The following is a 24,209-nucleotide window of genomic DNA, read 5'->3' as shown; positions in this document are numbered from 1 at the left end:
TTGCTGCGGGTCGGGGACGACAGGGCAGGCACGGTAGGCAGCGGGCGTTACCCCTAAATACTTCCTGAGTGAAGGAAATGTTTCGGAGGCATCTCACGCGTCGACGGCCGCTACGGCACTCCGAGTTCGAAGAGCACGTACCCCGCGTACGACCCGGAGGCCAGCGCGGCCGTGCCGAGGACCGCGGTCAGGGAAGGCCATCCGAGCCGGCTCATCGCGAGGGCGAGAGGGACGAACAGCGGGAAGAGGGGCAGCAGATAGCGCGAGACGTTGCCGAAGATCTGCTGGGTCGTCATCACCATGAGGTACGACAGCACCGTGTAGACGACGAGGACGGCCGGTGGACGCAGACGCAGCAGCAGCACCGTCAGCGCCGGCACCGCCAGCACGACGCAGACGCCGATGACGTCCTCGAAGGCCCTGGCGAAGAGATAGTCGAAGTGTCCGACGGGGAGGGACGTCAGCACCTTGAACGTGTGGGCTCCCCCGTCGAACTTGTGGGCCCACGCGCCGTCCTGGAGCTTGGAGTAGCCGTTGATGTCGCCCATGCGGTAGTTGACCCAGGCCAGATAGCCGAACAGTCCCAGGGGTGCGATCGCCACGGCTGCCAGCGGACGCACGACACCGTCCGCGCGCCGGCGCAGGGACAGCAGCGCGGCGACGGCGAGGGCGGCGATCAGCGCCGCGGCGGTGGGCCGGCAGAGCCCGGCCGCACAGGTCAGCAGACCGGCGGTCAGCCAGCGGCGGGACATGACGGCGTGACAGGCCCACGCGGCCAGGGCCGTGTAGAGGGATTCCGAGTAGCCCGACCACTCCGTGCCCGAGCCGGGCCACACCGCCCACAGCCCGGCCGCGACCAGACCGGCCCGGTGGCCGCCCAGCCGCTTCGCCACGGCGTAGACGCCGAGTGCCGCGACGAACGAGGCGATGACGGAGACCGTCATGCCGGCGCCGTACAGGCCGAGTCCGGTGCACTCCGAGACCAGCCGCATCAGCGTCGGGTACAGCGGGAAGAACGCCGCCGAGTTGCCCTCCAGCGTGATCAGGCCCTTCGCGCCCGGGATGGGCTCCAGGGCGGGGTCGTACCCGTGCTCGGCGATCTGCTGGTACCACCAGCCGTCCCAGCTCGCCAGGACGTCCCAGGCGTGTTCACCGCCGCCGAAGCGCGGGTTCTTCTTCCGGAAGTCGCCCGCGGAGTCCAGCAGGTACATGAAGACGGCGAAGCCGGCCAGCTTCAGCACGCCGTACGTCAGCAGCACCGGCCCGTAGCGGACGGCGGCGGCGCGCAACCTCGGGCGCAACTCCCGCCTTGCGCGAGGGACTTCGGAAGGGCCGACACCGGCGGGCGGGCGGCGCAGCTGGACGGTGCTCATGGGGCGGTGGGTCCTGTCGTACGGCGGGCCGGGAACACCCAGGCCCGGAAGAGGAGGAAGCGCAGCAGCGTCGCGGCCAGGTTGGCGGCGATCAGCGCCGCCAGCTCGACCCGGTGGCCCGCCCCGGGTGCGGTGTGGTGCAGGACGGCCAGCGAACCGCTGGTCAGGGTCAGCCCCACCACGAAGGCGGCCAGGCCCTTGAGCTGGTGGCGGAGCGCGCCGTCGCGGCCCCGCACCCCGAAGGTGAGCCGCCGGTTGGCCGCCGTGTTGGCGATCGCGCTGGCGAGCAGGGCGAGCGCGTTGGCTGCCTGCGCTCCCGTCGCCGGTCTGAGCAGGGTGTACAGCAGCAGGTAGCACAGGGTGCTGGCGGCGCCGACCGCGGCGAAGCGCACCGCCTGCCGGGCCAGGCCCGCGGGCAGTTCTCCGTCGAGGCCGTCGCTGCGGTGCAGCGCGGTCAGCGGCAGCCGGCCGCCGGCCAGGGCCCGGCCGAGTCTGGCCATGCCCCGCAGATCGGCCAGGGCCGTGGAGAGGATGTGCACCCGGCTGTCGGGGTCGTCCACCCAGTCCACCGGCACCTCGTGGATGCGCAGCCCCGCGCGCTCGGCGATCACCAGCAGCTCGGTGTCGAAGAACCACTCGCGGTCCTCCACCAGCGGCAGCAGCCGCTCGGCGACGTCCCGCCGCACCGCCTTGAACCCGCACTGCGCGTCGGAGAACCCCACGGCGAGCGTGGAGCGCAGCAGCCCGTTGTAGCAGCGGGAGATGACCTCCCGTTTCGGTCCGCGCACCACCCGCGAGCCCCGGGCCAGCCGGGTGCCGATGGCGATGTCCGAGTGACCCGAGATCAGCGGCGCGACCAGCGGCAGCAGTGCGGCGAGGTCGGTGGACAGGTCCACGTCCAGGTACGCGAGCACCGGGGCGCGGGAGCGTGACCACGCGGTGTGCAGCGCCCGGCCCCGCCCCTTCTCGGCGAGCCGGATCCAGTCCGTGCCGGGCAGTTCCGCGGCCAGCCGTGCGGCGATCCGCGGGGTGGCGTCGGTGCTGGCGTTGTCGGCGATGGTGATCCGGAATGCGTAGGGGAAGGTCTCGCCGAGGTGCGCGTGCAGCCGCCGGACGCAGGGCTCCAGGTCGTTCTCCTCGTTGTACACGGGGACGACCACGTCGAGGACGGGGTCCGGGTGGTGCGCGGGCAGGGGCGCCCGCCGGGGCAACGCGGCCGGCTCGGGTATCGGGCGGTCCATCAGGGCCGACCGCCGTACGGTTCGCATGGCTCTTTCACGGTCCTCTTCTGGCGCGGGGCATGCCCGGGCGCCGGTTCCGGGCAGGCCGAGGGCGCCCGTGGCGGGTGGTTGCGGTGAAGGGGTTCGGGGCGAGGACGCCCCTGATGGCGAGGGCTGCTCAGGCGGCTACTCGGGGTAGACCGATGCGGAGGGTTCCTCGGAATCCAGTGCGGAGGGAGGAGCAGTCGTCGGTGTCGGGGAGGGCGGCGGCGCGGACGGCGCCGAGGTGGTCCGGCTCTCGGATGCCGTGGCCGTCGGCCTGGGGTCGCCGGCCGGCTCGCTCGTCGGCCCGGACGGTGTGCTGCTGCCGGTCATGGTCGCGGGCAGGGTCGTCTCGGGCTGCTGCGTCGGAGTCGTGCTGGGCGCCGGGGGTGCGGTCGTCGGCGTGCTGTCCGGCGAGGTCGTCGGGCTCGTCGTCGGCTGCGGCCGGTGATCGGCGGGCTGTGCCCGGGTGAGCATGCTGGGCAGCAGGGCCAGCCCGACACTGAGCCCGGCCACCGCGACGGCGGAGCCGCCCGCCTTCCACAGCAGTCGCGACCGGCGGCGGGCCCGGATACCCGCGTGCAGCCGCTGCCGGTGCTCGGGCTCGTAGGGGATGTGCTGCCGGGTGTCGCGCATCAGCCGCGACAGGTCCCGCTCGAAGTCGTCCATCGGTTCTCCTTTCACCCCACGGGCCTGACGGCGTCGGACAGGATCTGGCGAAGCCGCGCGACTCCGCGTGACGCATGGGACCGGGCGGTGCCCACCGGGCAGCCCAGGGCCTGGGCGACCTGGGACTCGGGCAGGTCCTCGTAGTAGCGCAGCACCACCGCGGCCCGTTGCTTGGGCGACAGCAGGGCCAGCGCCGCCTCCAGCCGCGAACGCTCCGCGACGGCCGACGACATGTCGCCCGGGTCGGCCCGGTCCGGCAGCTGATCGACCGGGCGCTCCCCCCACCAGCGCCGCCGCGCCGAGCGGGCCGCCAGCCGCACCAGCACGGTGCGGACGTACGCCTCCGGAGCCTGCTCGGCGACCTTCGGCCAGGCGAACCACAACTTGACCAAGGCCTCCTGCACCAGATCCTCGGCACGCTGCCGGTCGCCCCCCGTGAGCAGACGCGCGACATGGAGCAGCGCCGACCAACGGGCGGCCGCGAACTCGTCGAAGCCGTCCGCCCGAACCTGCTCCATCCTCACCGTCCTGCGTCTCAGTGGCCCCCTACACCTCTCAAAAGACGCTGGACCTCGCCCCACGCTGCACCCTAAACCTGTGATCCACATCACTTGGCCTGAGGTGGGGCATGGAAAAGGGCCCGTGCACAGGCACGGGCCCTTTTCTGAGCAGGGTGGCTTCCTATGTACGGTCACCCTTCGGCTGAGCCGGCTGGTCCGGTGTGCCGTGCGGCGGCGGGCTGTGCGGCTGCGGCGAGGTCGCCGGCGACACGGGAGAGCCTCCCCGGCCGCCCGGCCCCGCTTCGGGGCGCAGGGCGTTCGGGTCGCCGGACGTCAGCTCGGCGCCCCCCTGCAACTGGTCCAGCCGGGAGCCCAGCAGCCGGGTCACCGGCAGCCGGTCGGCGTGCGACCGCTCGTATGCGAGCAGCTGCTCGACCTCGTCCGCGGACAGCGACCGCACACGGCTCTCCAGGCCGCCGATCGGCAGCTGGTCGTAGTCGGGCAGTGGCAGGGTGCCGCGGGCGGGATCGGCCATGGTTCTCACTTCCCTGTGTCCGACGTGCCGTACGGGCCGGCGGCCGCTCAGCGGGCCCCTGGGCCGCCGCTGCCGAAGCCGCCGCTGCTGCCCTCGTTCCAGCGCGGGCGCGTCTGCGAGGCGCTGGTCCGGTCGCTCTGAGTCTTCAGCTCGTGCGGGGTCAGACGCTGCTCGCTTCTGGGCATCTCGTCGGGCTCACGGCGCTCCAGCGTCTCGCGGACCGGACCGCCGTCGGGGAGCCTGGGCTGCTCGTCGGGCCGCGGCGGGCGCCGGCGCTTGTGCCGCAGGCCCAGGATGAAGGCGCCCAGCAGCAGGGCCACGACCACCAGACCGGTCACGACGAACCCGAAGCCGGGGGCGTCGCCGCCCGCGGCCATCTCCATCCATGCGCTATTCATGGCACGCGGGTACCCCTGGTCCCCACCATGAACCCGGCCCCCTCGACCGGCGGAGGCAAGGCGGTTCGTGAACGGTTCTCCGCGGGGAACACCGGTTTGACCGGTGCCGACCGGGGCTACCCGCGCGGTGTGACTTCGACGACATCCCAGCAGGAGCTGTTCCGGTTCCTGGAGGACCGTTTCGCCTGTGCGCAGGCGTGCACCGAGTGCGCGCGGGCGTGCGCGCTGCGCGCGAGCCTAGTGGATCCCGACGGCACCGAGAACCAGGAACTCGTACGACGCAAGGGCATCATGTGCGCGGAGGTCTGTGACGCGACCTGCCGTGTGCTGTCCGAGCAGAACCAGGTGGACGAGGGCACCATCCGGGTCCAGGTGGAGTGGTGCCGGACCGTGTGCCTGGAGGCCGCCCACGTCTTCGACCGGCAACCAGGAGCGGAGGACTCGGCGGCGGCGTGCCGTGCTTGCGCGCGGGCGTGCACAGACTTCCTCGCCACGCTGAACTGACAACGCCATTCCCTATTTCTGGAACACGTTCTACGGTGTGCGCCGACAGGACCGGCCTTGGGAGCCTGGAGGCGCCGTGCACCTCGAATACACGCCCGAGCAGCAGCGGCTGCGCACCGAACTGAGGTCCTACTTCGCCGGACTGGTCCCGGACCACCAGTACGCCCGGCACGGCGACCCGGCGGCCCAGAAGCGGTTCTACCGCGAGACCATCCGGCGGCTCGGCACGGACGGCTGGCTCGGTGTGGGCTGGCCGAAGGAGTACGGCGGGCGCGGCCTGACGGCCATGGAGCAATTCATCTTCTTCGACGAGGCCGCCCAGGCCGGCGTCCCGCTGCCGCTCATGGCGCTGAACACCGTCGGCCCGACGATCATGCGGTACGGCACCGACGAGCAGAAGGCGTACTTCCTGCCGAAGATCCTCTCCGGCGAGATCGACTTCGCCATCGGTTACAGCGAGCCGGGCGCCGGCACCGACCTCGCGTCCCTGCGCACCAGGGCGGTACGGGAGGGCGACGAGTACGTCGTCGACGGCCAGAAGATCTGGACGACCAACGGCGACACGGCCGACTGGGTGTGGCTGGCCGTCCGCACCGGCCCCGACGCCCCGCCGCACAAGGGCATCACCATGCTCCTGGTGCCGACCACCGACCCCGGCTACTCCTGCACCCTGATCAACACCCTCGCCTCGCACGACACCACCGCCAGCTACTACGAGAACGTCCGGGTCCCCGTCAGCCGCCGGGTCGGCGCCGAGAACCAGGGCTGGCGGCTGATCACCAACCAGCTCAACCACGAGCGCGTGACCCTGGCCGCGCACGGCACCATGGCGATCCGCGCCCTGCACGACGTGCAGCGCTGGGCGATGGAGACCAAGCTCGCCGACGGCCGTCGCGTCGCCGACCTGCCCTGGGTACGCCGCCTCCTGGCCCGCACCCACACCCGGCTGGACGCCCTCAAACTGCTCAATTGGCAGATGGTCGGCGCGGTCCAGGACGGCACCCTCACCCCGCAGGACGCCTCAGCCGTCAAGGTCTACGGCTCCGAGGCCCGGCGCGACGCCTACGCCTGGCTGATGGAGATCGTCGCGGCCCCCGGCGCCCTGAAGGAGGGCTCGGCCGGCGCGGTCCTGCGCGGCGAACTGGAACGCGGCTACCGCTCGGCGGTCATCTTCACCTTCGGCGGCGGCAACAACGAGATCCAGCGGGAGATCATCTCGTGGATCGGGCTGGGGATGCCGAGGGTCCGGCGCTGACGGCGTGTGACCACCGACGCTAGTTGTCACATACCGAGGATGGTTGTCACCGAGAACCAACGGGATGTCGATGGCGGCCAAATTGAGCCGGATGGCGATACCGAGGCCATTGCGCCGAGGCGGCAGGAGTGGGCGGTTACCTGGTCTTGAACCGGTCCGGACGCACGAAGTCCAGGCCTTCCATGGTCTGTTTGCCGAGCGCCTCGTGTGCGGCGATGTGGCCGTAGCCGGTCGCCATTTTGAAGCCCTTGCCGGAGAATCCGGTGGCGCAGTAGATGCTGCTGTTCTGATCCAGCCAGCCGAGGAGGGGATGCCTGTCCCGGGTGAAGAGGTCGGGGAAGGCGTCGGCGCGCGCGATGGTGGGGATCAGGCCGGGGAAGAATTCGGTGACGATCTCGGTGGCCTTTTCGATTTCTTCCCGGGTGAGTTCTCTGGGTACGGAGTCCGGGTCGGGGGTTGCCCTTGCGCGCCCGGCCAGCGGTCCGTCCACCGATGCCTTGACCGTTACGCCGTCGACGGCGGGTGCGCCGTACAGGGAGCGATCCTCGTACCACCGGCTGAAGGCGGGGAAGTTCTCCGGCGAGAACTGTGTGCCGTCCTGGGCGATGAACCAGGTCAGGACGAGACGATGGGTTTCGGTGACGGCCTTGAGGTGGTCGGGCATGAGTTTTCGGGACCAGCCGCCCGAGGCGACGATGACCTTCTCGAACGTCCAGATTCTGTCGCCCGAGGTGACGACCACGCCGTGGTCGGTTTCGGTGATGCTGTCCACGGGTGTGTTCTGCAGGACGGTGGCGCCGTTGGCCTGGGCCGCCGCGACGGCGGCGCTGACGGCGCGGTCGGTGCGCAGAACGCCGGCGCGGGGGTCGTAGACGGCGCAGTCGTCGGGGCGGAGGTTGTGCTGGGGATAGCGTTCCGCCATCTCCTCCCGGCTGAGGACTCGGTGCTCGGCTCCGGTGACGCGCGTTGCCTCGAGGAGGCTGTTGATGTAGCTGCCGTTTGCCGTCCCGATGGACAGCCCCCCGGTGGCGGTGAGGATGTCCTGCCCGGTTTCCGCTTCGAGCTCGGCCCACAGGCCGCGGGAGCGTTCGATGATGGGGTAGTACTCGGGCCTGCCGAGGTAGATCATGCGGAACAGGCGGGTGTCCCCGCCGACGGCACTGCGGCCGTGGGCGGGGGTGGCGGCCTCGAAACCGACTACCGAGTCGGACAGCCGGGAGGCCTGCCACAGGGCCATGCTTCCGATGCTGCCCAAGCCGATGACTGCGAGTTTTGCGTCCATGACAGCAGTCCCCTTTTCGTTTACTCGTGAAGTCCGGCGAGGCGGCTGCCGAATCTGGCCAGGAGTGAGGTCTTGCTGGAGCCCCTGCGCTCTTCCCACCGGTCGGCGATACCGAAGAGCCGGTACATGGCATGAACACCCAGCCAGCGGATGGGCTCCGGTTCCCACTTCGGCGCCCGGTAGCCCACCCAGGGAAGCGTGGTCCGTTCGGTTTCCTTCTCGAAGGCGAGCTCCACGAGAGTCCTGCCGCCGACATAGGCCGCCGTGACACCGTGTCCCGCGTAGCCGGTGGACGATCCGATCCCGGATGCCGGGTCCCAGTGCACGCCGCCGTTCCAGTCACGCGTGACGCCCAGGACTCCCGACCAGGCGTGGTCCACCTCGAAGGGGATCCCCGGGAAGAAGGATCCGAGCTTGTGCGAGATCAGGTCGATGGTGGACTGGGCGGTCGCACCGGCTCCTCCCGTACCGGACCCGAAGCGGTAGGGGACACCACGGCCCCCCATGGCGATACGGCCGTCCGCCGTCCGCTGGGCGTAGATGAACGTGTGCGCGGAGTCGTTGAGGCACTGGGGCCCGTCCCAGCCGATCTGCTGCCATGCCTCCTTCGGGAGGGGCTTGGTCACGATCATCGAGGAGTTGACCGGGATCAGGGTCCGGCTGCCGAGCAGCTGTCCCGAATAGCCTTCGGTGCAGATGAACGTCTTCGCCGCGGTGACGCGTCCGTTGGCCAGGGTGAGGGTCTTGCCCTCGACACGGTCCACGCGGCTGCTCTCGTAGATCCTGACGCCCATGGAGGTCAGGGTGTCGGCGAGGCCGTAGACGAGTTTCGCGGGGTGGATCCGCGCGCAGTGCTTGTAGAAGAGCCCACCGTGGACGGTGGAGATGTTGATCCGGGACTGGAACTCGTCCCGGTCGAGCAGGTGGACTTCGTCGTCGGTCAGCCCGTACTTCAGTTCGGCATCACGCCTGGTGACAAGGCGGCCCAGCCCCGCCCGCGTGTGGGCGGCGACGAGCGCTCCGCCCTTGTGCTGATCGGCATCGATCCCCTCGGCCTCAAGGATGTCCAGGACCGCGTCGACGCCGGCGACGAACTCCTGCTGCAGCGCCCGGCTCGCCTCCAGCCCTCCGCCGGCGCGGGCGAAGGTGGCACGGTTTCCCGGCGGCATGGCCGAGAGCCAGCCACCATTGCGCCCCGACGCGCCGTAGCCCACCTGCTCGGCCTCGAAGACGGCGACGGAGAGCGACGGTTCGAGCTTCTTGGCGAAGTACGCCGCCCACAGGCCGGTGTAGCCGCCGCCGACAATGGCCACGTCGACGGAGTCCTGGCCGGTGAAGTGGGGGAACGAGGGCTTTGTGTCGGCCAGTTGGGCCACCCAGAAGCCGAGCTCTCCGTTTCGGGGTGGTGCCGCAAGCGCGTTCATGTCGTGTCCTTCTTCTGTGTCTGGGAACCGTGTGGGCCGGTGCTGGAAGGCGGTGTGGCCGCCGTCGACGGGGCGGGTTGCCCCGGTGATGTACGAGGACTCAGACGACGCGAGGAAGAGGACGGCGGCGGCGATCTCCTCGGGGAAGTGGCGAGGTGCCTGAGCGGGTGCCGGCGCCGGCCCCGAGCCCCCCCACGCCCGCGGATGGGGGCCCCGGGGCCGCTGACCTGCGCTGGAGGGAGGCCTTGATATGTGCGTTGTGACGTATGGCCTGGAGTCGAGGCTGTGCTCGGCGCCGAAGTCCTGCACACGGCCGATGGTTCCCACATCACGTCGACCGGCACCATCGGCGCTTCGGTACGCGCCGCTACACCGCGGTGCAGATCATCTGGATCTCGACCGGGGTGTTGAGCGGCAGCCCGGCGACACCGATCGCGGTACGGGCGTGCCGTCCGTTCTCGCCCAGTACCTCGATGAGCAGTTCACTGGCCGCGTTGGCGACCTGCGACTGCTCACCGAAGTCCGGCGTACTGGCCACGAAGACCAGCATCTGCACGATCCGGACCCGGTCCAGATCGTCCACCGCCTGCACGGCGGCGGCGAGGCAGTTCAGCACGGCATGGCGCGCGAGCTCCTTCGCGGTCTCCAGCTCCACGTCCCGGCCGACGACGCCCTGACCCAGCAACTCACCGTCCCGGTAAGGGAGTTGGCCGGAGATGTGGATGCTGGAGTCCACCGCCCGGTGGTGCACGAAGTATGCGTTGCCGGGGAGGTCGGGCAGCTCCAGTCCGATGTTCTGGAGCCTTTCCGAAGCCGAGTTGCCCTTGACGCTCTGAGGCAGGGGCAGGCTCATGCCGCCACCGCCTTGCTGTGGACCATTTCCTCAGTTCTCCTGTTTCTCGGGTTCTCCAGTTCTCCGCTCGGACGTCAGGGGCGCGGCAGGCCGAAGAGGACCGGGAGGTCGGCGATGTCGGTGATCCGCTCGTAGCCGAGCCAGTGCTCGTCGTGCTCGAAGCCGCGGTCGACGTACACCTTGTTCTCGATGCCCATGATGGCCGCGGGTCGGTGGTCATACATGGGGCTCGCGGAGACGTGGACGATCTCGTCGGGTGTCACGCCGAGCTTGTCAAACATGTACTCGAACGCGCTGAGTCGCGGCTTGTAGACGCCCATCTCCTCGGCGCTGATGACGACCTCGAACGGGGCCTTGAGGTTCTCCGCGAGGCGCACGGCGTGCGCGGTGTCGCTGTTGGTGATGATGACCAGCGGGACCGCCTCGGCCAGGCGGTTCAGCGCCTCGGTGACACCGGGGTAGGGGCCCCAGGTGGGGATGCGCTCGTACACCGCCCGCGCCTCGTCCTCGCAGTACTCCAGACCGACCCTGCGCGAGGCGCGTTCCATGGAACGCGCGACGACCTGGTGGAACGGCTGGTACGCGCCCGTGCACTCGTCGATCCGGTACGCCTTGCAGATCCGCAGGTACTCATCGGCGACCCCGGCCGGCAGTCGGTCGCCCAGGATCTCGCGCATCGTGTCGTTGATGCTGAACTTGATCAGCGTTCCGTTCATGTCGAACGTCGCGAACTTGGGCTTGATGTCGAATGCCACTGGTCCTCCTGTGTGTTTAAGTGGAGCAGTCTGAAGCTTTGGTCGACAATCGACCATCCGTCTGGTCGATTGTCGACCGGGCATGTCTGAGCTGTCAACAGCGCCAGAGGAGCGCCTTGGGCAGGACGGCGCCGACCCCCCTCTGTGCGCATGAGGTGATCCACCGGCGCGGCCCACTCGATGACGTTGATGCAAGCGGCGGAGGTATAGTCGACAAACGACCAAGTGGTCGGCAATCACGGAGGGAGGGCCACGGGGTGGACCACAAGTTCGAGTGGCAGGAGCAGCGGATGACGACGCCGGACGGCGTCTACCGCACACTGCGTGCCGCCATCCTGGACGGGACCGTGCCTCCTGGTGGCCAGCTGCGCGAGGCGCACATCGCCGCGGATCTCGGCATCAGCCGGTCCCCGCTGCGCGAGGCGCTGACCAAGCTGGAGGAGGAAGGCCTAGTCGTGAAGATCCCCTACCGTGGGGCGTTCGTCGTGGAGGTGAGCGCTCGGGAGGTCGCCGAGATCGACTCGGTCCGGCTGCGCGTCGAGCCGTACGCCGCCGAGCTCTCGGCCGAAGCGCTGCGCGGTCCTGAGCGGCCCCAGCTGCTGCAAACCGTCGAGGATCTCCGCCGGGCCATGGAGAAGGACGACATCCCGGCCAGCATCGACGCGCACCTCCGCTTCCACCGGCTCTTCTACGAGCTCTCGGGGCACGGCGTCCTGCAGAGTCTCTGGAACGGCTGGGAGACCAAGCTGCGCCTCCACCTCAGCGTCGACCACCGCACCTACAGCGACGACCCGCAGCAACTGGTCGTCGAGCACGAGCGGTTGGCCGCCGTTGCCCTGGAAGGCGACACCGACGCGTTCCGCCAGGAACTGGCTGCCCATTTCCCCATGGGGCTGGGGGCCAAGACGGGAGATCCGGGGGAGCCCGCGTCCCGGCATGTCTGAGTCCATGCTACGAGCAGACCATCGACATCGCCGATCTCCCGGTCCTCTTCGGCCTCCCGCGCCCTACTGCCTAAGACCGTGTCCTAACTGGTGAGGCGGACGAGGCGCTTGTAGCAGCAGAGCCCGGCAGCCAGCCTGAGAAAGGCCAGGTAGTTGCGGCAACTACGCTCGTAGCGGTGGGTGAGTCTGCGGTAGCCGGACAGCCACGACATCGTCTGCTCGATCACCCACCTGCGGCGGCCAAGGCGTTCGCTGGACTCGAGTCCAAACCCGTCCGGCTCCAACCGCTTGACCAATCCGTCATGCGCGAAGCAACGAGCACACCAAGGAAACGACGTCTAACGCAACTTGACGAATGCCTCTTGCAGAGGGTCAGAGCAGCCGGTCCTTGGCCTTGTAGTACGCCCCGGCGAAGGGCAGGAACCAGGCGGTGCCGTTGTAGAACGGCACCGGAACCTTGGGGAAGCCGAAGCCGCGCATGGGGTTGGCCTCCGGGTGGCCGTCCATGACCTCGACCATGGCGCGGCCCATGTAGGTGGCCATCTGGACGCCGTGGCCGCAGTAACCCATGGAGTAGTAGAGGCCGTTGGCCTCGCCCGCGTGCGGAACGCGGTCGTAGGAGAAGCCGACCATGCCGCCCCATACATAGTCGATCTTCACCCCGGCCATCTGCGGGAAGATCTCGGTCATCTCCCGCTTCAGGACGTCACCGCTCTTGACGTCCGAGGCGGGGTCTGAGGGGGCGAAGCGGGCCCGGCCGCCGAAGGCGAGGCGATTGTCCGGGGTGATGCGAATGTAGTGGCCGATGTTCTTGGAGGACACGACCACGCGGTTGTTGGGGATGAGCTGCCGGGCCCGCTCCTCGCCCAGTGGCTCGGTGACGATGACGAAGCTGCCGACGTTGATCAGCCGCTTGCGGAACCAGGGCATGGCCTTGTCGGTGTAGGCGTCGGTGGCCGCCATGACCTGCGTGGCGCGGATGGTGCCGTGCAGGGTCTCGACGAGGAAACCGCCCTCGGGAAGGCGGTGCAGCGCGGTGGCGGCGTTGCGTTCGTGGATCTGAGCCCCGGCGCGTTCGGCGGCCTCGGCCAGGCCATGGACGTATTTGCCGACGTGAAGGTGCGCGCTGAGCGGGTCGAGCAGGGCTCCGTGGTAGTAGTCGGAGCCCAGCTCGGCACGTAGATCGCTCTTGCTCAGCAGCGTGGTGTCGTGGCCGAAGTTGTCGGCCAGGTCGCGCTGCTTGGCCCGCATGCCCTCGAAGTGCTGCGGCTTGAACGCGACGCCCAGACGCCCTACGCGGTGGAAGTCGCAGTCGATCTGCTCCTTGACCGTCAGCTCCTCCACCAGGTCCACCGCCTCGCGGAAGGCGTCGTACAGTTCCCGGGCCCGCGGCTGCCCGTAGCGCTTGCGCGCCTCGTCGGGACTGATGGTGATGCCCTGGGTGCACATGCTGCCGTTGCGCCCGGAGGCGCCGGAGCCGACCTTGTCCTTCTCCACGAGGACGACGTGGGCGCCCTTGCGTGCCGCGTGGTAGGCGGTGGACAGGCCGGTGAGGCCGCCACCGATGACCACCAGGTCCGCCTGCTCGGGCAGGGGCTTGCCGGTCCGGTCGGGGAAGGCAGGAGCTGTGTCGAGCCAGTAGGGGATCTGCTTCATGACGTACGTCCTCGGGTCTTCCTGGTAGTCCAGGGGTGTGTTGTCCGGGTCTCGGCTTCAGCAGCCGAGCAGGGCCGGCAGGCCGGACAGGTCGGGCAGCTCGTCGAAGGGCTGGTAGTCGGCGCTGCCGCGGGCGCCGATGGAGCCGTTGTGGCCGTAGCGGTTGATCCACACGCGGCGAGCGAGGCCGAGGTCGCGGGTGGGGATGAGGTCGTACTCCCAGCCCTGGGCGACGTGGATGACCTGGGCGGGGTCGATGTCCATGGCCTGGAAGGCGTACTCGAAGGTCTGCCGGGACGGCTTGTACGCCTTGGCCTGCTGGGCGGTGATGACATGGTCGAACTCGACGCCCATGTTGGCCAGGTTCTGGGCGATGAGGTCGTCGTCCGTGTTGGAGATGATGGCGATCTCGTACCGGGACTTCAGCGCCCGCAGGGCGGCCGGGACCTCGGGGTGGGGGCCGAAGGTGGGCACGGCCGCGACCAGGGCCTCGCCGTCGGACTGCCGGTACTCCAGGCCGTGCAGACGCATCGCTATCTCCAGGCTGGAGGGCAGCAGCTCGCGGAAGGGGCGGTATGCCTCCAGGACGGCGTGGAACCGCATGATGCGGAAGTCGTCGAGGAACTCGTCGACGTTCAGACGGTCCAGGTCCAGCCGGTCGGCCAGGACCTTCAGGGTGGTGGGGCCGAGCTGGAAGTCGACCAGGGTGCCGTAGGCATCGAAGGTGACGATCTGACGCATGATATTAGACCTCTTTCCGGGCATAGAGGGCATTCCGTTTACCGGGAGTCACGATCTCGTCGAGTGCGGCCAGGCCGGCCGCATCGGGGTTTGGGGCTGAGGGGTGCCCGAGGGGCCGCCGCTGGAGGACGAGCCCCCGGACAGGCCGGGGACGGCGAATGCTGATCAGGTAGTCGGCGGCAGCATCATTGCTGCTCCGATGCGATGAGCCTCTCCGGCTCGAGGTGATGCGTCAGTGAAGCACTGTGGAGAATCCGGCAACAAGGGACGTGAGGCCGCGAGATCGACCGCGTATTTTGTGCCTGTGCACAATTTCTGAGAGGCACCGCGAGCGGCTCCGGCGCGAACTGCGGCCGCTTGGCGCTGCTGCCCGGCGGCGTGACCGGCCTGTCGGCCGCCAAGGATGCCGTTCTCATGAAGGGCATGTGGCCTCTGACCGCCGCGCTTTGGCTCCAGCTCTCTCGGTCGCGGCCCCGGCCGGTTGCCTTGCCCCGTCCACCAATCGGTGGATCAGGACATCGTCGCCCGGAAGCGGGCGCCCGCGTCCGTCTCCAGCCAAGCCAGGGCGAAGACCAGCCGGGCGGCGTCGTTCGGTCGTGACAGCTTCAGCCCGGTCGCCTCTTCCACAGCCTGCAGGCGATTGCCCACCGTGTTCCGGTGACGGTAGGTGCGTGCGGCCACCTCGGCGACCGAGCCCAGGTCGAGGTACCAGCGCAGGGTCTCGACGATGCTGTCGCGGTCGCGCAGCTCGAGCAGTGGGCGCAGCACGCCGGTGGCCATCGCACCGGTGAGCTCCTCCTGCGCCGACATGATCGCCCCGATCCAGTGGCCCTCCACGTGCCGCACTCCGGGCTGCGCGGAGCTGCGGATCGCGGCACGTGCGAACCGGATGCCCCGCGCCGTCAGCGCCAGGCCGGGGACTTCCGCGACGCCGCAGCGCCACGGGGCGAACGGCCGGAGCATGGCAAGCACGGCCTCTTCATCGCGCCGTCCGTGACCGATGATGCCGAGGAGCTCGTCGCCCATCCAACCGAAGTGACGCAGCAGGCCGCCCCGACGCAGCGCGTCGTCGACCTGGGACACAGCCGGGTCCCCGGTAGGAACGGATTCGACCACGACCACAGTCAGGGCGACGTTCTCGGAGAAGCCCAGCAACGTGGAGGCCTCGGCGACGATGGAGGGATCCTGCTCCCCTTCCAGGACCAGGCGGGTGAAGGCGCGGTTGCGCACCTCCGTACGATGGCTCGCCAGGTCGCGCTCGGTGCGGCGGTAGGCATCGACGACCTCAACGCTGTTGGCGTCCGTCGCCTCCCAGACGCGGATCAACCCGTCGAGGAAGTCGGGATCGGCGCTGATGCCACGTGCTCGCCCCTCTGCGAGCACGGCCTCCCACAGGGTCCTGAGGTCCAGCTGGAAGGAGTGCATCAGAGCGGTCAGGGGAAACGCCTGCTCCGCTCGCTCGCGTCCCACGTCCTCGGTGGCGCGCGAGACCGCCCGGGGCACGGGACCGCCGGCCAGCCGGGTCAGGGCGAGTTCGAGAGTTCGTCGCATCCCCTCCCGTTTCTGGACCGGGTCCCAGTCCGCCGACGCGTACGCGGGCTCCTCGGCTTCCAGTCGTTCGAGAGCACGAGAGGTCAGTTCGTCGAGACGTTCCTCCAGGAGCCGGCGCGCGATCGCCTGCACGGCGTCGTGGCGGGCCCCGCCCTGACGGCGTCCCGGGCCGCTCATGAGGACCGCCTCTCCCGACGACAGCCGTCACCGGACGGATCCGGGGCCGTCTCCGGGTAATACCGCTGACATGCCGGTGGGACTCCCTGGCAGTAATTGTGCACAAGCACAAAATACGGGGTCGATGTCGCGGCCTCGCGTCCCTTGTTGCCGGATTCTCCGCGGTATTTCATCTGACGCATCACCTCGGGCCGGAGAAAGCTCGTGACATGACCACGCACTTGGAGCAGCTATGGCACTTCCGTAGGCACCTGATCCTCAGTCCGTCACCTTGAGCAGGCGCTGCTGAGGACGCCGCGTTCCTCGGGTCGGTGTCAGCGGTTCGCCAGGCAGAGCGGGATCGAGATCACCCAGGATCCCCCAGAGACTACGCCGAGCTCAAGGCGAGGGTCGAGGACCATGAGGACACCGCTGGACCCCGCCCAGGCGCTGCGCGGGGTGCTCCCTCCAACGTCACCTGGGACGTCATAACCGCCGCCGCCGCGTGAGCAGATGACAGGTCTCGATGAGCGCTCCGCCTTTGACGGACGGCCCACCTCGGACCTGATGCCGACCAAGTGCTGGAGCGCGTCCCGGCCCGGGCCCCTGCGGCCCTCGGAGTGGGGCATCGAGGCGGAGCACCAAACGGGGGAGTTCGCCCTGGACCTGTCGGTCGTCGACTTGGCCAAGGTCTGCGCAGCCCGTGAAGCGATCGAGACACAGCCGCGGCAGCTCTGCCCGCCGCCTCCGGGAACCGCGATCGATCGGACCGTCCGGGAACTGGCTGACAGCGTCGGGCAAAGCCGACACGGGTGGCGGACACGGGTGGCGGCGGGGGACTGGCCACGACCTGAGCGTCGTGACACAGGCCCACGGTGAGTGATGAGCGACCTGACGACGAGAGAGAGAACGCACCGATGACCTCTGTGACCACCACAGGCCAGGACGGAACGACCACCCCCGGTCACACCGGCCAACTGCCGGGCCCGCTCCTCGATCACGTGCTGCGGCAGTCCTTCGGACTCGAGGGATATGTCCAGCACCCCCTGGGAGGGGAGGTCGACCAGAACGTCCGGATCACCGGCGACGACGGCATGCGCTACTTCGTACGGGTCACCCGCGCGGAGCCGGACTCGGCCGACGTTCTCTGGCAGAACTCGCTCCTCCAGCATCTGGCCTCCACCGTTCCCGACCTTCCGGTTCCACGGCTGGTCCCGATACGCGAGGGGAAGTTCCTTGCCGCCGTCGTCCACGAGGGCCGAACGCACGTGGTTCGCGTGATGAGCTGGCTTGAGGGTCGGGTCCTGGCGGATCTCGACGACCACCCCGCAGCGCTTCTGCGCCAGCTGGGAGAGGCCGCTGGGCGGCTGAGCCTCGGACTCTCCAGCGTGGAGCCACCGGTGGGCTTGGAACCGCACGACTGGGACATGCGCCGGGCCGCTGAGATCGTCGAGGCGTCGCTGCACGCTGTACAGGACGCGGACCGGCGGGAGTCGGTGCGCACGATCATGGGCTGGTACGACGATCTCCTGCCGGCATGGGACCGACTGCCGCGGAGCGTCGTACACCAGGATCTCAATGACGCCAACGTCCTGGCCGACGCTGACGAGGACGGGGTGCTGCGGATCTCGGGCATCGTCGACCTGGGCGACTCGCTCTACAGTGTGCGCGCGGCGGAGGTGGCGATCGCGGCGGGCTACGCCATGGTCCGCAAGGCCGACCCGCTCGCTGCGGCGGCCGAAGTCGTGGCCGGCTTCCACTCGGTGCTCCCCCTGACGGCTGAGGAACTGGCGGCTGTCTATCCGTTGGCGGCCGCCCGGCTGTGCATGAACGCCGTGACGTGGACGCGCCGGGTCGCCGAGAGCGACACGCCGTACGGGCGGACCCGCATGCAACACACATGGCCCGCGATCGCGCAGGTGGCCGAGGTCTGCCCCGACGTCGCCGAGGCGATGTTCCGGGTCGCGTGTGGGCTCCCCCCGACGCGGGAGCAGCGGGGTTTGGAAGAGGTCCTGGTAGAGGCGGCCCGAGACGGTGACCCGTACGCACCGGCCCCGCAACTGCTCGACCTGCGACCGGCAAGTGATCTCTACGACGAAGTCGACTGGCACGACGCGAGGGCGCTGCGCGCGAGCATCGACAACATCCTCGACGGACGACGGCGACGGGGCTACGTGCCCCACCTCAGCGCATCGCTGCTCCTGGGGGGCCGGCGCCGCCCGGGAGCCGAGGAGCCCGCGACGGTTCAGGTCGGCGGCTCGCTGATCGTGGCCGACGCCGAGGAGGTTGCCAGCCCGCTGTCCGGCATCGTCGAGGCCCGCGGTGGCGCAGGGATGCCGTTGGTGCTGCGACATGAGGTCGAAGGGCTGGAGTTCTGGACGTGCTGGTGGGGACTCGACGACACGCCGCCCGTTGCGGCGACAGTCCCGGCCGGGGCGCCGTTGGGACGTGCCGGCGCGAGCGAGGAGACGGACCCGCTCGCGCCCTGCGTCCAGGTGCAGGTCCACCGCACCGCACGGATGGCCACGTGGCCGCCCCCTCGTGCCGTGCCGCCCTCCGCACGGCAGGTGTGGAGCCACCTGTCACCCGACCCCGCCCGGCTCCTCGGGTTCACCGAATCCCCCGCCGCGGCCCCCACCATCGACGACGTCGTCTCAGTGCGCCGTCGCCACATCGCCCGCTCCCAGCGCAACTACTACCGCACCCCGATGAACCTCGTGCGTGGGCGGGACGTGTGGTTCCACGACGAGGACGGCCTGGCCTATCTGGACTCACTGAACAACGTCACCCACGTCGGCCATGCCGAGCCACGGGTGACGGCCGCCGCCACCCGACAGATGCGCAAGCTCAACACCAACAGCCGTTTCGTCTACCCGCAGATCGCCAGTTACGTGCAGAAGCTGGTAGCCACCCTGCCCGACCCGCTCGAGGTCGTCTTCCTCGTGTGCACCGGCAGCGAGGCAAACGACCTGGCGCTGCGGATCGCCCGCCAGGTGACAGGTCGCCGGCACATCGTCAACATCGACGGCGCGTACCACGGAAACACCGGCGTGGTGACCGGGATCAGCCCGAACCGTTACAAGGGCCCCGGCGGCGCCGGTGCACCCGCGACCACCCACGAGGTCGTCATCCCGGACCGCTACCGCAGCACCTACGGGTACGACGACACGGACGCCGGAGTCAAGTACGCGCGCGACGCCGCGGCTGTCATCGAGCGGATCACGGCCGACGGCCGCCCCCCGGCCGCCTTCATCGCCGAGTCCCTGATGGGATCGGGTGGGAACATCGTGTTTCCCGACGGCTACCTCGACGGCGTGTTCACCACTGCCAGGCGGGCGGGCGCCCTGTGCATCTCCGACGAGGTCCAGGTCGGCGTCGGACGACTCGGGCCCTGGTGGGGGTTCGAGCTCCAGGGGGTGGTCCCGGACATCGTCACGATGGGCAAACCGCTCGGGAACGGGCATCCCCTCGCGGCGGTGGTCACGACTCGGGAGATCGCCGACGCGTTCGACACGGGTATGAAGTACTTCAACACCTTCGGCGGCAACCCGGTCTCCTGCGCGATCGGCGAGGCCGTGCTCGACATCGTCGAGCAGGATGGACTGAGGGAGAACGCCGTGAGCGTGGGCGGGTACTTCGCCCAGTCGCTGCGCGAGCTCCAGCAGCGCCAACCGCTCATCGGTGACGTGCGGGCGGAAGGGCTCTACCTCGGCGTCGAACTGGTCCGCAACCGCACCACCAAGATGCCGGCCACTGAGCAGGCCTTCATGGTCACCGAACTCATGAAGGAGCGAGGCGTCATCGTCTTCCCCAATGGCGTGCACGACAACGTACTGAAGATCAAACCGCCCATGACCTTCCGCCGCGAGCACGTGGATCTCTACGTCGACGTGCTGGACGAGGTCCTGTCCCTGCCCGAGCTGCGCTCGGCCGTTCAGTCCTGAGACGGGCAACCGTCCACTGAGGCAGGGAACGAGAGTGGCCTGCGAAAGCGAGAAGTGCCCTGCTGGCCGGCCACTCCGGCCAGGGCTTCAAGCTCTCGCCCGCCATGGGCGACATCGCCGCGGACCTCGCCCCGGAGCGCCGCGCCTCCCAGTCGATCGACTTCTTCACCACAATCGGCCGCTCCGCGGCCTGAGCCCGAACGAGGAGAGCCATGACCCTGACCATCGGCGCGCTGCGGGCCGAGCCCGGCCGGAAGACCCGCGGGAGCCTGTCCGCCGACCTCGGCTCCACGACGGCGGAGGTCCCCCTGATCCTCGTCAACGGCTCCCGCCCCGGCCCCAGGGTCGTGATCACCGGTGGTGTCCACGGCGGCGAGTTCATCGGCGTCGACGCCGCCACCCGCCTGGCCGGGCTGCTGGAACCGGAAGAGGTCGCCGGCCAGCTGGTGATCTGCCCGGTGGCCAACCCCCCGGCCGTTTACGGGGGCAGGCTCAACATCTCCCCGCTGGACGGCGTCAACATCAACCGCGTCTTTCCCGGCGACAAGGACGGTGGGCCCAGCGACCGCATGGCGGCCTGGCTGTTCGAGCACCTGATCGACGGCGCCGACGCCTACGTGGACCTGCACAGCGGCGGCATCGACCAGTATCTGCTCGACTTCGTCGGCTACCGCCTGACCGGCGACGACGCTCTGGACGCGAAGAACAGGGCGATGGCCCACGCGGTCGGATACGAGCTGGTCATCTTCGGCACCAGCGCCGACGGCGGCAACAGCCACGCCGCGGCGAACCGGCAGGGTGTCCCCGCGATCCTCGTCGAGACCGGCCAACTCGGCGACCGGGACCCGGCCACCGTGCGCAGGCTGCTCGACGCCCTGTACCGTCTCCTGCGCCACCTCGGTGCCATCGAGGCGTCTGAGCACATCAAGCAGCCGACCGTGCAGCCACGCGACTGGATCTGGACGGGCGACGTCGAGTCTCCGGCCGCAGGCCTCTGGTACCCGGATGCGGTCACCGGTGACGAAGTGACCGAGGGGCAGACCATCGGCCGCATCATCGACCCGGCCGACGGCGCCGAACACAAGGTCGCCGCCGTCTCCACCGGAATGATCATCTACAACATGAGCGGGCTGACCGTGCGCCCCGGCACACACCTCGCCGCCATCGCCACCCCCCACGACTGACGGGCCTCAGACCCCCACCGAACCGTCCCCATCCCAGTGGGGCCTTCCCGTTGAACCCGTCCTCCCCGGTGGCCCACGCAAGCTCACGGAGGACGAGCGCAACGAACTCGCCGATCCGCCCAACCACTACGACAAGGGCTTCGACACGGACATCGACCGGTGGCTGAAGAAGGAAGCGGCCGTCACCAGCGCCGACTGGAGTGGACTCGCGGCTCACTCGGTGTTGCCACCCCGTCCGTCGCGGTGGCCAGCGTCAGGACGGCCACCGCGAAAGGCACGCGCAAGAACCTCCGCGACCAGTCTGGTCCGCTTCGACCGGAGCGGCGGCCCGCTGAAGGCCGACCGCCACGGCCTCGCCTCCTGCACCCGGTCGAGCCGGAGGCTCCTCCCTCCGGGCGCCCCGTTCTTGGCCTGCCCGGATGCCGTCCCCCACACTGGTGCGGCGTCCGGGCCTCAGTCGCGGCCACGGTGGGTGCGCCGTGCTGGAGGCGCGACCGCGGACGGCAGAGTATCCATGATGTCCTCGCCGGCGGTCGTCCCGGCACGGTGATGGGGCCGGCGTTCCTCCCGGCCCGCGAGTGCCCGTAGACACTCGGTCAGTCCCGGACCCGCCTGGCGTCTCACGCCACAGGCGCTTGCCTGAACGGCCGCTACACACTTGCCTGAACGGCCGCTGCGCGCTTGCCCTGAACCGCCACATCGCACTCTCGAACTGATTCCGCGGCCGCGTTCGAGGTTGAAGTTCGTATTGACAGTACTCGATGGACAGCCATATGGTCGACAAACGACAATAGGTGACGGTTTTAAGCCGCCATAAGGGGTTTTGTCGCCGCCGTTACTCGAGAGGAGAGCCGAGTACAGATGATCAAGAATCATGAGACTTCGGCGGCGAACACCGACTCGGCTTCCGATCGGCTTCAGGCCCTGGGGCTGGCCCTTCCCAAGCTCCGGGAGAACCCGCACTACGTGCACCACCGGACGGTGGGCTCCAGCATCCACATTTCGGGCCAGCTGCCTTACCGGGACGGTTGGCTGCTGGGGCAGGGCACTGTCAGCAGGGACATCGACCTCGAGACGGCGCGGTCACTCGCGCACGATGCCGTGCTGAACTGCCTCGCCGCCGCCGTGCAGGCGGTGGGCGATCTGGACCGGGTCCGGATCGTGCAGATGCTGGTCTTCGTGGCCAGTACGCCGGACTTCGGTGAGCAGTCGCAGGTCGCCAACGCGGCCAGTGAACTGCTCATCGAGGTACTGGGCGAGAACGGACGGCACGCCCGTACCGCGATCGGTGTCGCCGGGCTGCCGCTCAACAGTCCGGTCGAGATCCAGATGGTCATCGCCGCTGCGTAGGGCGGCCCCGACGGCGGTGTACCCGAGTGCGCGCGATATCGCGGGGCACGCGCGTTCGGCATCGAGGGGAGTCAGCACCCGCGCCCCTCGATCATTTCCCCTGGATCGTTCCCCTCGATCGTTCCAGGCAGAACCACAAGGAGGGCAGCGTGAATCAGCTGCAACGAGCACTCGATGCTCTGGTCGAGCGGATCGACACCCCCGCGCCGATCGTGCTGGTCGACGTCATGCAGGGCAACATCGACCGCATGCAGGGCTTCGCCGACCAGCACAACATCAAGGTCAGGCCGCACGTCAAGACACACAAGTGCGTGGAGATCGGTCGGCGCCAGATCGAGGCCGGCGCGGTCGGGATCACCGCGGGAAACGTCGGTGAGGCAGAGGTCTTCGCCGCAGCCGGCTTCGACGACATCTTCCTCGCCTACCCGATCTGGGCCGCGGGATCGAAGAAGCCCCGGATCCGCCGGCTCGCCGAGTCCGTCCGGCTGCGGGTCGGCGTCGACAACGTCGCGGCGATCGAGGCCCTCGCCGACGCGATGGGAGACGAACCGGACCGCCTGCAGGTCGTGATCGAGGTCGACTGCGGCGCCCGTCGTTCCGGGGCGCCGCCAGAGCTTGCGGGCGACCTCGCGCTCGCCGCCCGCAAGCGCGGTCTGGTGCCGGCGGGCGTCTTCACCTATCCCGGTCACGGCTGCCTCGGTCGCGACGCTCGCCGGCGGGCCGCGCAGGACCAGGAGGCCGCGCTCGCCACCGCTGTACGCAGCCTCGAAGGCGTCGGGGTCACCGCTGAGGTGGTCAGCGCCGGCTCCACGCCCACCGTCGAGTTCTCCACCAGCAGCAGCGTGATTACCGAGATCCGTCCCGGCGAGTACGTCTTCGGCGATCTGAACAACGCCCGGCTGGGTGCTTGCGCGGAGGACCAGATCGCGCTGTTCGTCGCCGGCACCGTGGTCAGCGACTGGGTCCCCGACCAGGTCATCGTCGATGTGGGCAACAAGGCCCTCAGCAAAGAAGGAAGCCCCGAGATCGGCTACGGCGGCATCGCCGGCACGAAGGCGGTCCTGTCCAAGGTCAACGAGTACCACGGGTTCCTCCCGCTGCCGGACGGCGACTTCCGCCCCAGCGTCGGAAGCGTTGTACCGGTGGTGCCCAACCATGTATGCCCCGTCGTCCTCGGTTTCGAGGAGCTGATCGTCTCCGACAGCACGGGCATGTCGCTGGAGCGGTGGCCGGTCGACGCCCGCGGATTCCTCAACTGACCGGCACGGGACGGGACCCCCGTCCTCCCCAAGCCCTCACCCCCGACCGACCTCCCCCGTAATGAGGAGTGCCTGACATGAGACTCAACAACGTCACGGCCCTGGTGACCGGCGCCAGCAGCGGCATAGGGCAGGCGGTGAGTTCCCACTTCCGCCGCGAGGGCGCGCGGCTGCTGCTCACCGGCCGCAGGGAGCGGCTCGACAGCGCTGAGCCCGACGACCTGTATGTTCCCGGAGACCTCAACGACGAGACGTTCGTCGAGCACCTGGCCAAGCAGGCCGCCGAGTCCTTCGGCACCGTCGACGTCGTCGTCCTCAACCACGGCCTGCAGGCGACCAGTCCGCTCACCGAGATGGCCTACGACGACGCGAAGAACGTGCTCGAGAGCAACCTGCTCAGCGCGTTCCTGGTGATGAAGCATTTCGCGCCGCTGATGCCCGAGACCGGCGGCTCGTTCGTCTGCGTCAGTTCACGGCTGGGCATGGTCGGCATGTCCGGGCAGGTCCTGTACTCCGCCGCCAAGGGGGGCCTCATCATGCTCGCCAAGGGCGCGGCGATCGAATGGGCCCCGCGCAACATCCGGGTCAACGTCGTCGCTCCGGGCCTGACCGTC

General features: G+C 69.3%; 21 protein-coding genes and 2 pseudogenes. 8 read left to right on the top strand and 15 right to left on the bottom strand.

Annotation, left to right across the window (positions count from 1 at the left end; all coding sequences use genetic code 11):
- Window positions 1-110 precede the first annotated feature (110 nt).
- The 6 genes from HNR57_RS35675 to HNR57_RS35650 form a co-directional block, all read right to left on the bottom strand.
- Window positions 111-1,373 (bottom strand): putative hexosyltransferase, encoded by a 1,263-nt coding sequence (locus tag HNR57_RS35675; RefSeq protein WP_184566931.1) that lies wholly within the window; start codon window positions 1,371-1,373, stop codon window positions 111-113.
- The gene (locus HNR57_RS35670; RefSeq protein WP_246555324.1) at window positions 1,370-2,641 is read right to left on the bottom strand and encodes a glycosyltransferase; all 1,272 of its coding nucleotides are present in this window, start codon (window positions 2,639-2,641) and stop codon (window positions 1,370-1,372) included. The genes HNR57_RS35675 and HNR57_RS35670 overlap by 4 nt, the downstream gene beginning before the upstream one ends.
- Window positions 2,642-2,779: 138 nt before the next feature.
- Window positions 2,780-3,304, bottom strand: a complete 525-nt coding sequence (locus HNR57_RS35665) for a cellulase (RefSeq protein WP_184566929.1) — start codon at window positions 3,302-3,304, stop codon at window positions 2,780-2,782.
- An 11-nt stretch (window positions 3,305-3,315) separates the two neighbouring features.
- On the bottom strand, window positions 3,316-3,822 hold the full coding sequence (locus tag HNR57_RS35660; protein ID WP_184566927.1) for a SigE family RNA polymerase sigma factor: 507 nt from the start codon (window positions 3,820-3,822) through the stop codon (window positions 3,316-3,318).
- A 163-nt stretch (window positions 3,823-3,985) separates the two neighbouring features.
- Window positions 3,986-4,339: a DUF8129 domain-containing protein gene (locus HNR57_RS35655; protein WP_184566925.1), complete on the bottom strand. Its 354-nt coding sequence runs from the start codon at window positions 4,337-4,339 to the stop codon at window positions 3,986-3,988.
- 47 nt (window positions 4,340-4,386) lie between these two features.
- Window positions 4,387-4,737: a DUF6479 family protein gene (locus HNR57_RS35650; protein WP_184566924.1), complete on the bottom strand. Its 351-nt coding sequence runs from the start codon at window positions 4,735-4,737 to the stop codon at window positions 4,387-4,389.
- 129 nt (window positions 4,738-4,866) lie between these two features.
- On the opposite strand from HNR57_RS35650, the gene HNR57_RS35645 reads away from it, so the two are divergent.
- Together HNR57_RS35645 and HNR57_RS35640 are read left to right on the top strand one after the other, a co-directional pair.
- Window positions 4,867-5,241, top strand: coding sequence for a four-helix bundle copper-binding protein (locus HNR57_RS35645; RefSeq protein WP_062931270.1), 375 nt, complete (start codon window positions 4,867-4,869; stop codon window positions 5,239-5,241).
- 76 nt (window positions 5,242-5,317) lie between these two features.
- Window positions 5,318-6,496 (top strand): acyl-CoA dehydrogenase family protein, encoded by a 1,179-nt coding sequence (locus HNR57_RS35640; protein WP_184566921.1) that lies wholly within the window; start codon window positions 5,318-5,320, stop codon window positions 6,494-6,496.
- Between the two features lie 136 nt (window positions 6,497-6,632).
- Here the strand turns inward: HNR57_RS35640 and solA are convergent, their stop codons facing one another.
- The 5 genes and pseudogenes from solA to HNR57_RS35620 all read right to left on the bottom strand — a co-directional run bounded on the left by solA (window position 6,633) and on the right by HNR57_RS35620 (window position 10,810).
- Complete coding sequence (gene solA / locus HNR57_RS35635; RefSeq protein WP_184566919.1) at window positions 6,633-7,778, bottom strand: N-methyl-L-tryptophan oxidase; 1,146 nt, start codon at window positions 7,776-7,778, stop codon at window positions 6,633-6,635.
- A 20-nt stretch (window positions 7,779-7,798) separates the two neighbouring features.
- On the bottom strand, window positions 7,799-9,202 hold the full coding sequence (locus HNR57_RS35630) for an NAD(P)/FAD-dependent oxidoreductase (protein ID WP_246555334.1): 1,404 nt from the start codon (window positions 9,200-9,202) through the stop codon (window positions 7,799-7,801).
- Between the two features lie 93 nt (window positions 9,203-9,295).
- Window positions 9,296-9,511 (bottom strand): annotated as a pseudogene (locus HNR57_RS40720) (hypothetical protein); the annotation flags it as partial.
- Window positions 9,512-9,569: 58 nt separating this feature from the next.
- Window positions 9,570-10,055 carry a RidA family protein gene (locus tag HNR57_RS35625; RefSeq protein ID WP_184566915.1) on the bottom strand — a complete coding sequence of 162 codons (486 nt, stop codon included), beginning with the start codon at window positions 10,053-10,055 and terminating at the stop codon, window positions 9,570-9,572.
- 74 nt (window positions 10,056-10,129) lie between these two features.
- The gene (locus HNR57_RS35620; protein WP_184566913.1) at window positions 10,130-10,810 is read right to left on the bottom strand and encodes a haloacid dehalogenase type II; all 681 of its coding nucleotides are present in this window, start codon (window positions 10,808-10,810) and stop codon (window positions 10,130-10,132) included.
- A 257-nt stretch (window positions 10,811-11,067) separates the two neighbouring features.
- On the opposite strand from HNR57_RS35620, the gene HNR57_RS35615 reads away from it, so the two are divergent.
- Window positions 11,068-11,754 carry a GntR family transcriptional regulator gene (locus HNR57_RS35615; RefSeq protein WP_184566911.1) on the top strand — a complete coding sequence of 229 codons (687 nt, stop codon included), beginning with the start codon at window positions 11,068-11,070 and terminating at the stop codon, window positions 11,752-11,754.
- An 83-nt stretch (window positions 11,755-11,837) separates the two neighbouring features.
- On the opposite strand, the pseudogene HNR57_RS35610 reads toward HNR57_RS35615, so the two are convergent.
- The 4 genes and pseudogenes from HNR57_RS35610 to HNR57_RS35595 all read right to left on the bottom strand — a co-directional run.
- Window positions 11,838-12,020, bottom strand: a pseudogene (locus tag HNR57_RS35610) (transposase); the annotation flags it as partial.
- A 106-nt stretch (window positions 12,021-12,126) separates the two neighbouring features.
- Window positions 12,127-13,410, bottom strand: a complete 1,284-nt coding sequence (locus HNR57_RS35605) for an NAD(P)/FAD-dependent oxidoreductase (protein WP_184566909.1) — start codon at window positions 13,408-13,410, stop codon at window positions 12,127-12,129.
- A 57-nt stretch (window positions 13,411-13,467) separates the two neighbouring features.
- A complete protein-coding gene (locus HNR57_RS35600) occupies window positions 13,468-14,151 on the bottom strand; it encodes a haloacid dehalogenase type II (protein WP_184566907.1) in 684 nt (227 codons plus the stop codon).
- A gap of 510 nt (window positions 14,152-14,661) precedes the next feature.
- Window positions 14,662-15,879: an RsbRD N-terminal domain-containing protein gene (locus tag HNR57_RS35595; RefSeq protein WP_184566905.1), complete on the bottom strand. Its 1,218-nt coding sequence runs from the start codon at window positions 15,877-15,879 to the stop codon at window positions 14,662-14,664.
- A gap of 896 nt (window positions 15,880-16,775) precedes the next feature.
- Here HNR57_RS35595 and HNR57_RS35590 point away from each other — a divergent pair.
- From HNR57_RS35590 to HNR57_RS35570, 5 genes are all read left to right on the top strand, one after another.
- Complete coding sequence (locus HNR57_RS35590; protein ID WP_184566902.1) at window positions 16,776-19,802, top strand: aminotransferase class III-fold pyridoxal phosphate-dependent enzyme; 3,027 nt, start codon at window positions 16,776-16,778, stop codon at window positions 19,800-19,802.
- 212 nt (window positions 19,803-20,014) lie between these two features.
- The gene (locus tag HNR57_RS35585) at window positions 20,015-20,986 is read left to right on the top strand and encodes a succinylglutamate desuccinylase/aspartoacylase family protein (RefSeq protein ID WP_184566900.1); all 972 of its coding nucleotides are present in this window, start codon (window positions 20,015-20,017) and stop codon (window positions 20,984-20,986) included.
- 861 nt (window positions 20,987-21,847) lie between these two features.
- Window positions 21,848-22,336: a RidA family protein gene (locus HNR57_RS35580; protein ID WP_184566898.1), complete on the top strand. Its 489-nt coding sequence runs from the start codon at window positions 21,848-21,850 to the stop codon at window positions 22,334-22,336.
- Between the two features lie 149 nt (window positions 22,337-22,485).
- Complete coding sequence (locus HNR57_RS35575) at window positions 22,486-23,595, top strand: alanine racemase (protein WP_184566896.1); 1,110 nt, start codon at window positions 22,486-22,488, stop codon at window positions 23,593-23,595.
- Between the two features lie 77 nt (window positions 23,596-23,672).
- Window positions 23,673-24,209: SDR family NAD(P)-dependent oxidoreductase (locus tag HNR57_RS35570; RefSeq protein WP_184566894.1), on the top strand; the 537-nt coding region annotated here is incomplete at its 3' end.

Origin of the sequence: Streptomyces paradoxus, assembly GCF_014202475.1 — a bacterium.
Lineage (GTDB): Bacteria > Actinomycetota > Actinomycetes > Streptomycetales > Streptomycetaceae > Streptomyces > Streptomyces paradoxus.
Note: the sequence above shows the minus strand (reverse complement) of the source record. Positions and strands in the feature narration are given on the sequence as shown.

Excerpts from the sequence above, each read along its gene's own strand:
- HNR57_RS35600 (WP_184566907.1), bottom strand. The coding sequence starts at position 14,151 with ATGCGTCAGATCGTCACCTTCGATGCCTACGGCACCCTGGTCGACTTC.
- HNR57_RS35665 (WP_184566929.1), bottom strand. The coding sequence starts at position 3,304 with ATGGACGACTTCGAGCGGGACCTGTCGCGGCTGATGCGCGACACCCGG.
- HNR57_RS35675 (WP_184566931.1), bottom strand. The coding sequence starts at position 1,373 with ATGAGCACCGTCCAGCTGCGCCGCCCGCCCGCCGGTGTCGGCCCTTCC.
- solA (WP_184566919.1), bottom strand. The coding sequence starts at position 7,778 with ATGGACGCAAAACTCGCAGTCATCGGCTTGGGCAGCATCGGAAGCATG.
- HNR57_RS35625 (WP_184566915.1), bottom strand. The coding sequence starts at position 10,055 with ATGAGCCTGCCCCTGCCTCAGAGCGTCAAGGGCAACTCGGCTTCGGAA.
- HNR57_RS35585 (WP_184566900.1), top strand. The coding sequence starts at position 20,015 with ATGACCCTGACCATCGGCGCGCTGCGGGCCGAGCCCGGCCGGAAGACC.
- HNR57_RS35595 (WP_184566905.1), bottom strand. The coding sequence starts at position 15,879 with ATGAGCGGCCCGGGACGCCGTCAGGGCGGGGCCCGCCACGACGCCGTG.
- HNR57_RS35580 (WP_184566898.1), top strand. The coding sequence starts at position 21,848 with ATGATCAAGAATCATGAGACTTCGGCGGCGAACACCGACTCGGCTTCC.
- HNR57_RS35630 (WP_246555334.1), bottom strand. The coding sequence starts at position 9,202 with ATGAACGCGCTTGCGGCACCACCCCGAAACGGAGAGCTCGGCTTCTGG.
- HNR57_RS35650 (WP_184566924.1), bottom strand. The coding sequence starts at position 4,737 with ATGAATAGCGCATGGATGGAGATGGCCGCGGGCGGCGACGCCCCCGGC.
- HNR57_RS35655 (WP_184566925.1), bottom strand. The coding sequence starts at position 4,339 with ATGGCCGATCCCGCCCGCGGCACCCTGCCACTGCCCGACTACGACCAG.
- HNR57_RS35590 (WP_184566902.1), top strand. The coding sequence starts at position 16,776 with ATGACCTCTGTGACCACCACAGGCCAGGACGGAACGACCACCCCCGGT.
- HNR57_RS35660 (WP_184566927.1), bottom strand. The coding sequence starts at position 3,822 with ATGGAGCAGGTTCGGGCGGACGGCTTCGACGAGTTCGCGGCCGCCCGT.
- HNR57_RS35670 (WP_246555324.1), bottom strand. The coding sequence starts at position 2,641 with ATGCGAACCGTACGGCGGTCGGCCCTGATGGACCGCCCGATACCCGAG.
- HNR57_RS35605 (WP_184566909.1), bottom strand. The coding sequence starts at position 13,410 with ATGAAGCAGATCCCCTACTGGCTCGACACAGCTCCTGCCTTCCCCGAC.